Here is a 13322-nt window from a genome sequence, read left to right as displayed (position 1 = left end):
GATATCATTATCGTCTGATTTCTTTGATACGAGCCGCTTTACCGCGAAGTTCACGTAGGTAGTAAAGTTTCGCACGACGTACCTTACCGTGACGTACAACTTCGATCTTAGCGATTTTTGGTGTGTGTACAGGGAATGTACGCTCAACGCCTACACCGTAAGAGATCTTACGAACTGTGAAAGTTTCGCTGATTCCACCACCACGACGCTTAATTACAACACCTTCAAAGATCTGGATACGCTCACGAGTACCCTCGACAACTTTAACATGTACACGTAAAGTGTCACCAGGACGGAACGCAGGAAGATCAGTGCGTAATTGTTCTTTTGTGATTTCTTCAATCAAATGTTGCATCGTTTTCAACTCCTTCCAACAGATGCTCATGTCCTCTTTCTTCATTGCAGCGGAACATCGTTTTCAAACTTGGATCAGCAAGCCGTCCAAGTCACAAGTAGTATCATATCATACCTCTATGCCGTGTGCAATACAATCTAGTCATTATGAAGCTGCCAAAGCCATCTTTTTTCTTCATCCGTTAATGTTTTGCAAGAATCGATCAAATCTGGCCGTCTTGTATAGGTTCGCTTCAAGGATTCTTTGCGCCGCCACTCTTCAATTTTGGCATGATTTCCAGAGAGAAGCACATCCGGCACTTTTAGTCCTTTATAATCCGCTGGCCTTGTATAGTGCGGGTGCTCAAGCAGACCTGTACTGAATGAATCTTCGATGTGAGACGCTTCTTTTCCAAGCACATGAGGCAAAAGCCTGACCACACTGTCTGCAATCATCATCGCTGGCAGCTCTCCGCCTGTGAGGACGAAATCTCCGATTGAGATCTCATCTGTGACAAGATGCTCCCTGATGCGCTCATCGTAGCCTTCATAGTGGCCGCAAATGAACATAAGATGCTCTTCTTTTGCAAGTTCTTCTGCTTTCTTTTGTGTATATCTTTCCCCTTGAGGACAGACAAGAATGATTCGGGGTTTCGTGCTTGCTTTCTTTGTTAAATCTTCTACCGCATCAAATACGGGCTGCGCTTTCAGTACCATACCAGCACCGCCGCCATACGGATAGTCATCCACTGTTTTATGCTTATGATCCGAATACTCTCTAAAATTGACGACTTGAAATGAGACAGCTTCTTTCTCCTGTGCTTTTTTTAAGATCGATGAGTGAAGCACACCTTCGAACATTTCAGGAAAAAGGGTTAAGAAATCGATTTTCATTCGTCAATAAGTCCTTCCATCACTTCAATGTGTACGGTTTTGGATGAGATATCGATCTTTTTGACGACAGATGGTATATATGGAATGAGGGCATCTTTTTTGCCTTTTCTTCCAACCACCCACACATCATTTGCCCCTGGCGTAAGGATTTCTTTGATTTGGCCGATCAGCTTGTCCTCTTCATCGTATACTTCACAGCCGATGATTTGGTGGAAATAAAATTCTCCTTCGTCTAATGACCCAAGATGTTCTTTTTCTACCTTTAAGATTGATTCTTTCAAATGCTCTGCTTCATTTAATGAGTTGATTTCTTCAAATGTGAGCAAATCAAACTGTTTGTGCTGGCGATGCGATGCGACAGTCACTTTCAGCGGCTCGCTTTGACCTTGCTTAAAAATATAGAGGACGCTTCCCTTTTTGTAGCGCTCTTCTGGGAAATCTGTCTTTGACACGACACGTACTTCTCCGCGCACTCCGTGTGTATTGACGATCTTTCCAACATTCAACCATTCTAGCTCCATGTTCTCAATCACCCCTGACGTATTTCCACAATGGTGCCGTCTTTCACGACGATGACATTATCTTGCATCTTGTCATCCCATTTATCACCTATTTTTACTTCAACCAGTGCATCCACTTCTGTTTCTTTCATTTCACTTCCAAGCGGCAAAATATGCAGCTGCTCTACTTGAAAATCAATTTGCCGGATCTTCTCTTGCCTTTTATCGATCGCTTTTTGAAATTGAGGGATGGCTTCTTGCTGATGTGGTTCTTTTTCATGTTTTTTTAGTTGAAAATATAGTTGATTGCATTCACGTTCTAGTCTTTCTTTTTTCTCCAAAAAAGTCGTTAACAGTTTGTCCTTACTGCTTTCAGTTAATACTTGCATCACGGTGACATGTTGAATGATCTGCATCTTCCTTTTTGTCCCCCTATCCGAAGGCATTTGTCCTCTACAGTATAACGAAAAATAGATTTAAACGTGTAAAAAAAGGGGAGGTCCTAAGCCCTCTCCCTTTTTAGTCAGCAATCTCAAGTTGAACTTTCTTAGAAGACTCTGCACTTGCTGCAAAAATGACTGTTCGTATCGCTTTTGCTGTACGTCCCTGCTTTCCGATCACTTTTCCGGTATCTTCAGCATTGACAGACAGTGTGTAAATCACCTGCTCATCTTTTTCTAATGAAGATACGTGAATATCTTCAGGGAAATCAACAAGTGGCTCGACGATGGACACAATCAATTCTTCCAAGGACAGCTCATTCATTATTTGCTGTTTTTCGCATTATGAAATTTTTCAAGAATTCCTTGGCTTGAGAAAAGATTGCGAACTGTATCAGATGGTTTCGCACCATTTTGAAGCCATTTAAGCGCTAATTCTTCGTTGATTTTCACCTCAGCTGGTGATACCACTGGGTTGTAAGTTCCAACTGTTTCGATGAAACGACCGTCACGTGGTGAACGAGAATCTGCTACAACAATACGATAGAAAGGAGATTTTTTTGCTCCCATACGTTTTAAACGAATTTTTACTGCCATTTTACTAGCACCTCCGAAAATATTTCAACAAGATAGTATATTAACAATGATAAAAGGGTTTGTAAAGTGTTTTTTCTTAACAACGGTTTTATCATGTATAACCAATTACATAAATGGTAATTTAAAGCCCTTTTTCTTTCCTTTGGACATGTTGGTCATTTGCTTCATCATCTTTTTCATTTCATCAAATTGCTTTAAAAGGCGATTGACTTCCTGTACAGATGTTCCGCTTCCCTTTGCAATCCGTTTTCTTCGGCTTGCATTGATGACCTCTGGCTGTTCTTTTTCCTCGGTCGTCATTGATTTAATGATCGCTTCGATATGATTGAGCTGCTTTTCGTCTACTTGGACGTTTTTGAGCCCTTTCATTTTACCGGCTCCCGGCATCATTTGGATCAGTTCATCAAGTGGACCCATATTTCGAACTTGGCCAAGCTGCTCGAGGAAATCATCGAGCGTGAAGCTCATTGTCCGCATTTTTTGCTCAAGCTCTTTCGCTTTATCTTGGTCGACGTTTGCCTGTGCTTTTTCAATCAGCGTGAGCACATCTCCCATGCCAAGAATTCTTGATGCCATCCGCTCTGGATGGAATGGTTCAATCGCGTCAAGCTTTTCTCCTAGTGCAGCGAATTTAATCGGCGTATTGGTGACAGCTCGAATAGAAAGTGCTGCACCGCCTCTTGTATCACCGTCTAGTTTTGTTAGAACGACACCTGTTAAACCAAGCTGTTCATTAAAGCTTTTCGCGACATTGACAGCATCTTGACCTGTCATAGAGTCAACAACTAGGAAAATTTCTTCTGGATTTGCTACTTCTTTTACTTGCTGAAGTTCATCCATTAATTCTTCATCGATATGAAGACGTCCTGCTGTATCTAAAATGACATAATCATGGTGTTCTTCTTTCGCTTTTTCAATTGCCTGTTTGGCAATTTCGACAGGGCTGACTTGATCACCTAATGAAAACACCGGCATATCAAGCTGTTTCCCAAGCGTTTGAAGCTGCTGGATCGCTGCTGGTCGGTAAATATCAGCAGCTACCATCATCGGCTTGCGATTATGTTTTTTGCGAAGTAAATTGGCAAGCTTCCCTGTTGTGGTTGTTTTACCTGCCCCTTGAAGACCAACCATCATAATGACTGTTGGAGATTTTTTCGCTACAGCGATCTTACTCTCTTCTCCGCCCATTAATTCAGTGAGTTCTTCTTTTACAACTTTAATGACCTGCTGTCCAGGGGTAAGGCTTTTCATGACCTCTTGTCCAACTGCCCGCTCACTTACTTTTTTCACAAAGTCTTTGACTACTTTAAAATTGACGTCAGCTTCAAGAAGGGCAAGGCGTACCTCGCGCATCATTTCTTTTACATCTTGTTCTGACACTTTTCCTTTGCCGCGGATTTTTGAAATCGTCTGCTGCAGTCGGTCGGCTAATCCTTCAAATGCCATACTGTGCCGCCTCCTAATCTAATTTCTCAAGCGATTCAATTAAAGCTTCTGCTTCTTCTGTTTGCGCAGAATCAGCTACAAGCTCTCTCATTTTTTTGAGAAGTTCTTTACGCTCTTTAAATTTCTTAAACAAGAGCAGCTTTTCTTCATATTGTTCAAGCATCGCTTCAGTCCGTTTAATATTATCATAAACAGCCTGCCTTGATACTTCATATTCATCCGCAATTTCACCGAGGGAAAAATCGTCTAGGTAGTAAAGCGACATGTAGCTCTTTTGCTTTGCGGTCAACAACGATTGATAGAAGTCAAACAAGTAATTCATTCTCGTTGTTTTTTCAAGCGTCATGGGCTCTCTCCCCTTTGTTAAGTTCATTCCCTTTACATCAACTAAGTTTACACGGTTCTCTTCTGTGTGTCAAGTTTTTATCTTGTCACTTCATGAAGCTACGCATAAATAAAAATGCCAGCAGATTTGCCGGCATTTTTTTGTTAGTCTTGTTGATCAATTACGTCTGAGAATAATCCATACACATACGATTCTGCATCAAACTCTTGCAGATCGTCCACCTTTTCACCTAAACCGACAAGCTTCACAGGAATGTTCAGCTCATTTCGAATCGCAAGAACAATTCCGCCTTTTGCAGTACCGTCAAGCTTTGTTAAAGCAATCCCTGTCACATTTGTCGCTTTAGAAAATTCCTTAGCTTGTGCCATGGCGTTTTGACCCGTTGTCGCATCAAGAGCGAGCAATACTTCATGAGGTGCATCTGGAACCTCGCGTTCAATGACTCTCTTGACCTTCTCCAGTTCTTTCATCAAGTTGACTTTGTTTTGAAGTCTTCCTGCTGTATCGCAGATGAGGACATCCGCATTTTTCGCTTTTGCTGATTGAACGGCATCATAGATCACCGCTGCTGGATCAGAGCCTGCCGTTTGTTTGACGACAGGAACACCTGAACGTTCTCCCCACACTTCAAGCTGCTCGATGGCACCGGCACGGAACGTATCACCTGCTGCTAAAATGACGGATTTCCCTTCATTTTTCAGCTTATTTGCAAGCTTGCCGATAGTCGTTGTTTTTCCAACACCGTTGACGCCTACAAATAAAATGATATTCAAACGCCCGTCTTCAATGTTCAGCGCAGAGATTTGTTCCTCTCCGCTATTGTAGATATCAACCAGTTTTTCAGAAATGACCGCTTGTACTTCGCTTGGGTCTTGAATGTTTCTTAATTTCACTTCTTTTTTCAGCTCATCAATCAGTTCCATCACAGTTGTGAAACCGACATCAGCGCCGATCAGAACCTCTTCCAGCTCTTCAAAAAAGTCTTCGTCGACTTTGCGGTAGCGGGAAATCAGTTCATTTACTTTTCCTTGGAAGGAGTTTCTCGTTTTTTCGAGTCCATCTTTAAACTTTTCTGATACTGAATCGGTTTGCTGCGTAAATTTTTCTTTTAATTTCTTAAAAAAGCTCATTGGTTCAAAAACCTCCTTTAATTACTGGACAAGCTCTTTCGTTTCTTCTAGTTTGACAGATACGAGCTTAGAAACACCTGATTCCTGCATGGTCACGCCGTAGAGCACATCTGCTTCTTCCATTGTTCCCTTGCGGTGCGTAATGACAATGAACTGTGTTTCCTGGCTGTATTTCTTTAAATATTGCGCAAAACGGAAAACATTTGCTTCATCAAGCGCCGCTTCTACCTCATCTAACACGCAGAATGGAACAGGTCTCACTTTTAAGATAGAGAATAGTAAAGCGATCGCTGTTAAGGCTCTCTCTCCACCTGAAAGCAGGCTTAAGTTTTGCAGTTTTTTTCCTGGCGGCTGCGCGACAATATCAACGCCAGAGTTGAGTAAATCATTTGAATCTGTCAGCTTAAGATCTGCTCTTCCGCCGCCAAATAATGCTTGGAAAACAGATTCAAAGTGCCCGCGGATTTGAGAGAATGTCTCAGAGAAACGCTTTGTCATCTCTTGATCCATTTCTTCGATGACTTGGAATAATGTATTTTTCGCTTCTGTTAGATCATTTCGCTGTTCTGTTAAGAAAAGATAGCGTTCATTCACACGTTCATACTCGTCAATGCTGCCTAAGTTTACTGTTCCAAGCTCTTCAATGGCTAGTTTGATCAGCTTCACTCGTTTTCTTGCTTCTTCTGGCGATAACGTCAACTGATACATCTCTTTTGCTCCTTCAAATGAAAGAGCATATTCATCGTTCAAATAAGCGATCAGGTTATCGAGCTCGACTTCCATACGGCCAAGCTTAATTTCTTCATCTTTTAAGCTTGTGGTGAGCTGCTTATACAAACGTTTTTGTTCTTTAAGCTCACGTTCAGCGAATTCTAATGTTTCAGAAAGAGCGAGACGCTGCTTACGGCGCTCTGAAATGAGTGCGGTTGTTTTGTTTTTGTTTTCCAGCTTCTCTTTCGCCGCTTCTTCCAGTTGTTCGGCTCCGCTTGAACTAGATGACATTTCACTTGTTAAGAGTGACAGATCTTCTTTTGTTTCCATCAGCGTCTGTTCAGCTTCTTCTAATTCAGCCATTAAGCTCGAAAGCTTTTCTTGTTCATTCGCTAAGGACTGCTCTTTTTTGGCAAGCGAGATTTTCAGCTCAGTTAATTCAGCAGAAATGGTTTCTTTCGTTGAGCTTTGCGTCTGCTTACGCTTTGTTAATGTATTGATTTCTTGATCAAGAGCCGTCAGTTTCTCACCTATAGAGGCTTCAAGAGCGACCTGCTTTTTGTCCTTCTCCGCGAGTTCAGTAGAACGCTGCTGCAATTCTTCTTTTTCTTGATCATAGAGTTCAAGATGAGCATTGATATTTTTTTCTGCAACTTGCAGTTCGTATAGCTTCCCTTTGAGATCTTGCTGCTTTTCACGAAGCGTTTCGCCGCGCTGACGCAGTTCGTTTAATTGGCTTTCGTTTGCTCCGATCAATTGCTTCGTTTCTTTTGTTTCTTTTTCAAGGATCGTTGTTTTCTCTTCCATTTCAACGAGCTGCTTTGTTAACGTTTCGATCTCCCGGTTTCTTGAAAGAAGAGAGTTGTTCTTTTTCTTTACGCCGCCACCAGTCATTGAACCGCCGGGGTTTACGACATCTCCATCAAGGGTCACGATGCGGTAACGATGTCCAAGCATTTTTGCCAGTTCATTGGCGCCTTTTAAGTCTCTAACGATCAGCACAGTTCCAAGCAAATTCTGAATCACCTTTTGATACTTTTCGTCAAAGAAAACAAGGTGACTCGCTACGCCGATAAATGCAGCATGCTGCTCTGCTGTTTGAACATCTCTGAGCTGAATGGTTCTTTCTTTGATCACGTTCATTGGCAGGAAGGTTGCACGTCCAAAGGAATGCTGCTTTAAGTATCCAATCGCTTGTCTCGCAGCTGCTTCATTTTCTGTAACGACGTGCTGCGTGGCTGCACCCAGCGCAATTTCAATCGCTGTCTCATGCTGCTGATCCGTTTGAATCAGCTCTGCAATGGCACCATGAATACCGCCTAACCGTTCTTTTGCCTTTAAGACCTCTTTCACTCCTTGGAAAAAGCCTGAGAAGTCTTCCTGCATGGATTCAAGCATTTCTTTTTTTGATTTTGCCTGCTGTACGTATTGATAGGCTTGGTAAAGAGCCGTTTCTTTTTTCTCGTATTGACGTTTCATTTGCTCAAGCTTTTGTTCTGCTTCTCTAAAGCGTTTTACTTGAGCCAGAATGTCTTCTTCCAGTGCTGAAAGCTGCTGCTCAGCTTCTGTTTTCTTTTCTTTAACAGACACTCGTTCTTCGATATGTTTTTGGTTATTTTGCGTCAGCCGCTCTAGCTGCATCGCTGCTTGGCGCTGCTGTTCTTCTAGTAATTTACGTTCATTACGGATGGAAGCCTGTTCATTGAGCAGATCAAAATAATCGCTTTTCAGCTGTTCAATTTGACCTTCCACATCTTCACTATGAAGCGACAGTTGATGCTGCTTTGTGTTCACTTCATCTTTTAGCTGCTGCACTTCTTTTTGCAGGCTGTCACGCGTGATTTTCTGCTGCTCAATCTTTTCGGTTAACAGCGCTTGCTTTTCAGTTAAACGAACGAGCGTTTCCTCAAGCTGTCCTTGGTTTGCGGCCGCATTTTTTTTCCGCTCTTTTAGCACTTCTTTTTTTCCTTCAAGCTTTTCTAATTCCTCACTTGTGAAAAGAAGAACTTCTTGCAGGTCATTAATTGATTCGTCAAGCGCTTGAATGCGGTCTCTTGACTCTTCAATTTTGGCTTCTTTTGCTTGGATATCTGTAGACTGCTTCATTTCATCTTGTTTGAAACGCTCGACTGCTTCACCAAGTGTTGTCCATTTTTCATGAAGTGCTTCGATGTCATGGACAGTTAAGGCAATTTCCACATTTTCAAGCTCTTCTTTTTTTTGCAAATAGTCCTTTGCAATAGAGGCCTGCATTCTTAATGGTTCTACTTGGTCTTCTAGTTCATGCAGAATATCTTCTACTCGGTTTAAGTTGTCCTGCGTTTCAAACAGTTTATTCTCGGCTTTTTTCTTTCTTGTTTTATATTTCAAAACGCCAGCCGCTTCTTCAAAGATGCTTCTTCTCTCTTCTGCCTTACTTGATAGAATTTCCTCTACCTTTCCTTGGCTGATGATTGAAAAAGCTTCCTTTCCAAGACCTGAATCCATGAAAAGATCAATAATATCCTTTAAGCGGACAGATTGATTGTTTATGAGAAATTCACTTTCTCCTGAGCGATAGACCCTTCTTGTCACACTGACTTCGTGAAAATCGATCGGTAAAAAGTGATCTTCGTTATCTAATGTTAAAGTCACCTCTGCTAGATTGACTCTTTTTCTTGAGTCACTTCCTGCAAAAATGATATCTTCCATTTTTCCTCCGCGGAGGCTTTTCGCTGATTGTTCTCCAAGTACCCAGCGGATAGCATCGGTAATATTACTTTTGCCGCTCCCGTTTGGTCCAACCACAGCTGTGACCCCTTTAACAAAGTCCACGGTCACTCGCTGTGCAAATGATTTGAATCCTATCACGTCTAAACGTTTGAGGAACATGAGAGTGATCCTCCTTATGTATTTAAAGTACTATCATCTTACCATATGAAGTGAAAAAAGATGATGGAAAACAGAGTGAAATCCCCCTGAATAACGAGGGGGATTTTATTGGTTCATATGATGTTTCTGCAATTTAGCAAGTGCTTCCTGTGCAGCGTGCTGTTCTGCTTCTTTTTTAGAGCGTCCATTTCCAATTCCGAGCACTTCACCTCGAAGGGATACATTTGCTTCAAATTCCCGGTTATGTGCAGGCCCTTTTTCATGCAGGATACGGTATTCGAGCACACCTTTTCCATCGCGCTGCACAAATTCTTGCAGCTGGCTTTTAAAGTCCATGACGTGCGAGAATGCTCCATCGTTAATTTTCGGATAGACGTACGCTTCTAGGAAACGTTCAACCGGCTCAAGCCCCTGATCTAAATAAAGTGCACCGATAAACGCCTCGAATACGTCCGCTAAGAGTGCTGGGCGTTTTCTGCCGCCTGTCATTTCTTCGCCTTTTCCTAAAAGAACAAGGTCTCCGAAGGACAGCTCATGTGCTAGTGATACAAGTGACGGTTCACATACGATCGCCGCTCTTAGTTTCGTTAAATCTCCCTCGCTCATCGCTGGATATTTTGCAAATAAAAATTGAGAGATGGTCAATTCTAAAACAGCATCTCCTAAAAATTCAAGTCTTTCATTATCCTCGTATGGCTTTTTCCGGTGTTCATTCACATAAGAGGAATGGGTAAAGGCTTGATATAGAAGCTTTTCATTTTTAAATTGTACAGAAATGCGCTGCTGGAATTCTCTAAATTGCTCTAGTTTTTTGCTCTGTTTCTGTTTGTCTTTATATTGTTTTGGCATAGCAACCTCCAGGTAGGCGTAATCGCCTTTAAGGATACTGATTATATGGAGTCTCTCTTTCTACATGCAGGGAAACATTGCTCCCAGCATCTGAAAAAGGCTGACAATTGATCAGCTGAATGTGTTGAAACTAACATAAATTTTCAAAGTCCCGTCAAAAGTAGACGGGACTTTGTTACACTTATTGCTGGTTATTTATGTAGTTCACAGCGTCACCGACTGTTGCAATTTTTTCAGCATCTTCGTCAGAAATTTCCATATCGAACTCATCTTCAAGTTCCATAACTAGCTCAACTACATCAAGGGAATCAGCGCCTAAATCTTCTTTAAATGAAGCTTCCATTTTCACGTCAGCCTCATCAACGCCAAGGCGGTCTACAATAATTTTTGATACACGCTCTAATACGTCTGCCATTGCCTTTCACCTCCCCTCAAAGTATTATAGTTGAATTGTTTTTAAAAAACTAGAGAAAACCTAATGAAATTTTGATATTTCTTAGGACATGACCATTCCGCCATCTACTTGGATGGTTTGGCCTGTAATATAACCTGCTCCTTCTGAAGCTAAAAAGACAACGACGTTGCTAATATCTTCAGGTGCACCAAAGCGTGCGAGCGGAATTTGCTTGAGCATTTCCGTCTGTACATTTTCATCAAGCTTGTCTGTCATATCTGTTGAAATAAAGCCTGGTGCTACTGCATTAACTGTAATGTGACGAGTTGCCAGCTCTTTTGCTGTTGTTTTCGTTAATCCGATGACGCCAGCTTTTGCTGCAACATAGTTTGCTTGTCCAGGGTTTCCACACACACCAACGACTGAAGCCAAATTGATGATTCTTCCGCTTCTTTGCTTCATCATTTGACGTGTCACGGCTTTTGTACAGTTAAAAACACCTTTTAAGTTTATGTTAATGACATCATCCCATTCATTCTCTTTCATTCTCATGAGCAGGTTGTCCTTTGTGATCCCTGCATTATTCACAAGAATGTCAATTGAACCAAAGGTATCAATCGCTTGTTTCATCATGGCTTGTACTTCTTCAGCATTTGAGACATCAGCTTTCACAGCAAATGCCTGCTGGCCGAGTGCTTTGATTTCATCTACGACTTCATTTGCTTTTGCTTCGTTTCCAGAATAGTTCACGACAACATTTGCACCACTTTTCGCTAAATCAATCGCGATGGATCGGCCAATCCCGCGTGATGCTCCTGTTACAACGGCTGTTTTATTTGTAAGCATCAAGAATCCCCCTTCAATGTTTGAATGGCTGCTTCAATTGTTTCTTGATCTGAAACGGAAATCGTCGTCAGGCGGCGATTCACTTTTTTCACAAGACCTGAAAGCACTTTGCCAGGACCAATTTCAATAAATGTTGTGACGCCTAAATCAATAAGGCGTTCCACACTTTCTTCAAAACGAACAGGAGAATACAGTTGTTCAATCAGTTTTGTCTCAATTTCATCTCGGGAAGTCACGATGTCTGCTGTTACATTTGAGATGACCGGTGTTTTCGCATCCGCAATATCCAGCTTTGACAAAACATCCGTAAATTTTTCAGCGGCTGGTTTCATTAATGCAGAATGGAAAGGTCCGCTCACTTCAAGGGCAATTGCACGTTTTGCGCCTTTTTCTTTCGCTTTCTCTGAAGCAAGTTCTACCCCTTTTGCTGTACCAGATATCACGATTTGACCAGGACAGTTTAAGTTAGCGAGCTCTACAAGGTGACCGCTCTCTGTCACTTCTTTTGTCACTTCTTCAAGTGCCGCTTTGTCTAAGCCAAGAATTGCTGCCATGGCGCCTTCTCCTGCTGGAACAGCTTCATTCATTAATTCTCCGCGCTTTCTGACTGCATAAACAGCATCTTTAAACGAAAGTGCGCCTGCTGCAACGAGGGCCGTGTATTCACCAAGACTGTGTCCTGCTGTATAATCTACTTTGATTCCGCTCTCTTCAAATTTCTTTAAGATGGCGATACTTGTCGTTAAAAGAGCTGGCTGCGCGTTAAAGGTGAGCGTCAGTTCTTCTGCATCCCCTTCAAAAATCAGAGAAGATAAGTCAAACCCGAGGGTCTTGTCTGCTTCTTCAAAAACAGCTTTAGATACTGCTTCTTGGTCAAATAAATCTTTTCCCATGCCAATTTTTTGAGAGCCTTGGCCAGGGAATAAAAATGCAATTTTAGTCATGCTGCTTTACCTCCATTAAGACTCATTCGTTGTTTCTTTTTGGACTTCTTGATGAATGATGGCTGAAACGTCTTTTTCTACGATATCACGTGCCTGACGAATTGCATGGAAAATGGCATTTTCGTCAGAGGAGCCGTGCGCTTTAATGACAGGTGCCTTTAAACCAAATAAAGCGGCACCGCCATATTCGGAGTAATCCATTTTAGATTTCATCTGCATTAATTTCGGCTTCATCATGCCTGCTGCTATTTTTGCTGTAAAACTGGATGTTAATGTTTCTTTCAGCATTTTAAAGACAGAAAGGGCTGTGCCCTCAATCGTTTTAAGCGCAATATTTCCAGTGAAACCATCTGTGACAACAACGTCAGCAACACCTTCTAATAAGTCACGAGACTCTACATTTCCTACGAAATTCAAGTCTGATGCTTTTAATAATTCAAAGGTTTTTTTCGTTAAATCGTTGCCTTTTTTATCTTCTGTTCCTACATTTAACAGTCCAACACGCGGATTGCTCTTTGGGAAGACACGCTCTGCGTAGATTGATCCCATCATGGCATATTGCACGAGATGTTCTGGTTTAGCATCAACGTTGGCACCAACATCTAGTAACAAGAAGCCGCTGCCATCCAGTGTTGGCAAAGTTGGGGCAAGTGCCGGTCTGTCAATACCGTCAATTCTGCCTACGATAAACAGTCCAGCTGTCATGAGGGCGCCAGTATTTCCTGCTGAGATGCAGGCATCTGCTCGTCCCTCGGATACTTCCTTCGCCATTTTCACCATAGATGAATCCTTTTTACGTCTAACTGCACGCACTGGTTCATCCGTCGGTTCAATCACTTCTTTTGCATCTAAAATCGTGATGCGGTCGTTGTTTGTTATGTATGGTTTGATTTTGTTTTCATCGCCGACAAGTGTAATCTCGATATCTGAAAATGCTGTTAAGCTTTTTTGCACACCGTCAATAATGGCTTTAGGGGCATGATCTCCCCCCATTGCATCGACTGCAATTCTCATATTACGT

Annotated in this window: 15 protein-coding genes; all 15 read right to left on the bottom strand. The window is 42.0% G+C overall.

Going from position 1 to position 13322, the window contains the following annotated elements; all coding sequences use genetic code 11:
• Positions 1-7: 7 nt before the first annotated feature.
• The 15 genes from rplS to plsX all read right to left on the bottom strand — a co-directional run bounded on the left by rplS (position 8) and on the right by plsX (position 13315).
• On the bottom strand, positions 8-355 hold the full coding sequence (rplS, locus tag NST65_RS07650; RefSeq protein ID WP_008354510.1) for a 50S ribosomal protein L19: 348 nt from the start codon (positions 353-355) through the stop codon (positions 8-10).
• 137 nt (positions 356-492) lie between these two features.
• Positions 493-1227, bottom strand: coding sequence for a tRNA (guanosine(37)-N1)-methyltransferase TrmD (gene trmD / locus NST65_RS07645; RefSeq protein WP_024424189.1), 735 nt, complete (start codon positions 1225-1227; stop codon positions 493-495).
• Complete coding sequence (gene rimM, locus NST65_RS07640; protein WP_024424190.1) at positions 1224-1748, bottom strand: ribosome maturation factor RimM; 525 nt, start codon at positions 1746-1748, stop codon at positions 1224-1226. Before rimM ends, trmD begins: the two co-directional genes overlap by 4 nt.
• An 8-nt stretch (positions 1749-1756) precedes the next feature.
• Positions 1757-2143 (bottom strand): YlqD family protein, encoded by a 387-nt coding sequence (locus NST65_RS07635; protein WP_024424191.1) that lies wholly within the window; start codon positions 2141-2143, stop codon positions 1757-1759.
• Positions 2144-2246: 103 nt separating this feature from the next.
• Complete coding sequence (locus NST65_RS07630) at positions 2247-2492, bottom strand: KH domain-containing protein (RefSeq protein WP_024424192.1); 246 nt, start codon at positions 2490-2492, stop codon at positions 2247-2249.
• Positions 2492-2764, bottom strand: coding sequence for a 30S ribosomal protein S16 (rpsP, locus tag NST65_RS07625; RefSeq protein WP_008344841.1), 273 nt, complete (start codon positions 2762-2764; stop codon positions 2492-2494). Before rpsP ends, NST65_RS07630 begins: the two co-directional genes overlap by 1 nt.
• 105 nt (positions 2765-2869) lie before the next feature.
• Positions 2870-4210 carry a signal recognition particle protein gene (ffh, locus tag NST65_RS07620; RefSeq protein WP_034281763.1) on the bottom strand — a complete coding sequence of 447 codons (1341 nt, stop codon included), beginning with the start codon at positions 4208-4210 and terminating at the stop codon, positions 2870-2872.
• 13 nt (positions 4211-4223) lie between these two features.
• Entirely contained in the window at positions 4224-4556 is a 333-nt protein-coding gene (locus tag NST65_RS07615; protein ID WP_012009935.1) for a putative DNA-binding protein, read from the bottom strand.
• Between the two features lie 143 nt (positions 4557-4699).
• Complete coding sequence (ftsY, locus tag NST65_RS07610) at positions 4700-5686, bottom strand: signal recognition particle-docking protein FtsY (protein ID WP_024424194.1); 987 nt, start codon at positions 5684-5686, stop codon at positions 4700-4702.
• Positions 5687-5707: 21 nt separating this feature from the next.
• Entirely contained in the window at positions 5708-9268 is a 3561-nt protein-coding gene (smc, locus tag NST65_RS07605; protein ID WP_065214349.1) for a chromosome segregation protein SMC, read from the bottom strand.
• A 105-nt stretch (positions 9269-9373) separates the two neighbouring features.
• Positions 9374-10117 (bottom strand): ribonuclease III, encoded by a 744-nt coding sequence (gene rnc / locus NST65_RS07600; RefSeq protein ID WP_034281759.1) that lies wholly within the window; start codon positions 10115-10117, stop codon positions 9374-9376.
• Positions 10118-10298: 181 nt separating this feature from the next.
• On the bottom strand, positions 10299-10532 hold the full coding sequence (gene acpP / locus NST65_RS07595; protein ID WP_008344853.1) for an acyl carrier protein: 234 nt from the start codon (positions 10530-10532) through the stop codon (positions 10299-10301).
• Positions 10533-10613: 81 nt separating this feature from the next.
• The gene (fabG, locus tag NST65_RS07590) at positions 10614-11357 is read right to left on the bottom strand and encodes a 3-oxoacyl-[acyl-carrier-protein] reductase (RefSeq protein WP_024424196.1); all 744 of its coding nucleotides are present in this window, start codon (positions 11355-11357) and stop codon (positions 10614-10616) included.
• Entirely contained in the window at positions 11357-12301 is a 945-nt protein-coding gene (fabD, locus tag NST65_RS07585) for an ACP S-malonyltransferase (protein WP_065214348.1), read from the bottom strand. Before fabD ends, fabG begins: the two co-directional genes overlap by 1 nt.
• A gap of 15 nt (positions 12302-12316) precedes the next feature.
• Entirely contained in the window at positions 12317-13315 is a 999-nt protein-coding gene (plsX, locus tag NST65_RS07580; protein ID WP_065214347.1) for a phosphate acyltransferase PlsX, read from the bottom strand.
• Positions 13316-13322 lie beyond the last annotated feature (7 nt).

This window comes from Bacillus sp. FSL P4-0248 (assembly GCF_038593305.1).
Classification (GTDB): Bacteria; Bacillota; Bacilli; order Bacillales; family Bacillaceae; genus Bacillus; species Bacillus safensis.
The sequence above is the reverse complement of the archived record's forward strand: the minus strand, read 5'-3'. Positions and strand labels throughout refer to the sequence as shown.

What these genes read in the sequence shown, in the direction of transcription:
- rplS (WP_008354510.1), bottom strand. Translation starts at nt 355, where the DNA reads ATGCAACATTTGATTGAAGAAATCACAAAAGAACAATTACGCACTGAT.
- NST65_RS07630 (WP_024424192.1), bottom strand. Translation starts at nt 2,492, where the DNA reads ATGAATGAGCTGTCCTTGGAAGAATTGATTGTGTCCATCGTCGAGCCA.
- fabG (WP_024424196.1), bottom strand. Translation starts at nt 11,357, where the DNA reads ATGCTTACAAATAAAACAGCCGTTGTAACAGGAGCATCACGCGGGATT.
- trmD (WP_024424189.1), bottom strand. Translation starts at nt 1,227, where the DNA reads ATGAAAATCGATTTCTTAACCCTTTTTCCTGAAATGTTCGAAGGTGTG.
- smc (WP_065214349.1), bottom strand. Translation starts at nt 9,268, where the DNA reads ATGTTCCTCAAACGTTTAGACGTGATAGGATTCAAATCATTTGCACAG.
- NST65_RS07615 (WP_012009935.1), bottom strand. Translation starts at nt 4,556, where the DNA reads ATGACGCTTGAAAAAACAACGAGAATGAATTACTTGTTTGACTTCTAT.
- rimM (WP_024424190.1), bottom strand. Translation starts at nt 1,748, where the DNA reads ATGGAGCTAGAATGGTTGAATGTTGGAAAGATCGTCAATACACACGGA.
- ftsY (WP_024424194.1), bottom strand. Translation starts at nt 5,686, where the DNA reads ATGAGCTTTTTTAAGAAATTAAAAGAAAAATTTACGCAGCAAACCGAT.
- acpP (WP_008344853.1), bottom strand. Translation starts at nt 10,532, where the DNA reads ATGGCAGACGTATTAGAGCGTGTATCAAAAATTATTGTAGACCGCCTT.
- NST65_RS07635 (WP_024424191.1), bottom strand. Translation starts at nt 2,143, where the DNA reads ATGCAGATCATTCAACATGTCACCGTGATGCAAGTATTAACTGAAAGC.
- fabD (WP_065214348.1), bottom strand. Translation starts at nt 12,301, where the DNA reads ATGACTAAAATTGCATTTTTATTCCCTGGCCAAGGCTCTCAAAAAATT.
- plsX (WP_065214347.1), bottom strand. Translation starts at nt 13,315, where the DNA reads ATGAGAATTGCAGTCGATGCAATGGGGGGAGATCATGCCCCTAAAGCC.
- ffh (WP_034281763.1), bottom strand. Translation starts at nt 4,210, where the DNA reads ATGGCATTTGAAGGATTAGCCGACCGACTGCAGCAGACGATTTCAAAA.
- rnc (WP_034281759.1), bottom strand. Translation starts at nt 10,117, where the DNA reads ATGCCAAAACAATATAAAGACAAACAGAAACAGAGCAAAAAACTAGAG.
- rpsP (WP_008344841.1), bottom strand. Translation starts at nt 2,764, where the DNA reads ATGGCAGTAAAAATTCGTTTAAAACGTATGGGAGCAAAAAAATCTCCT.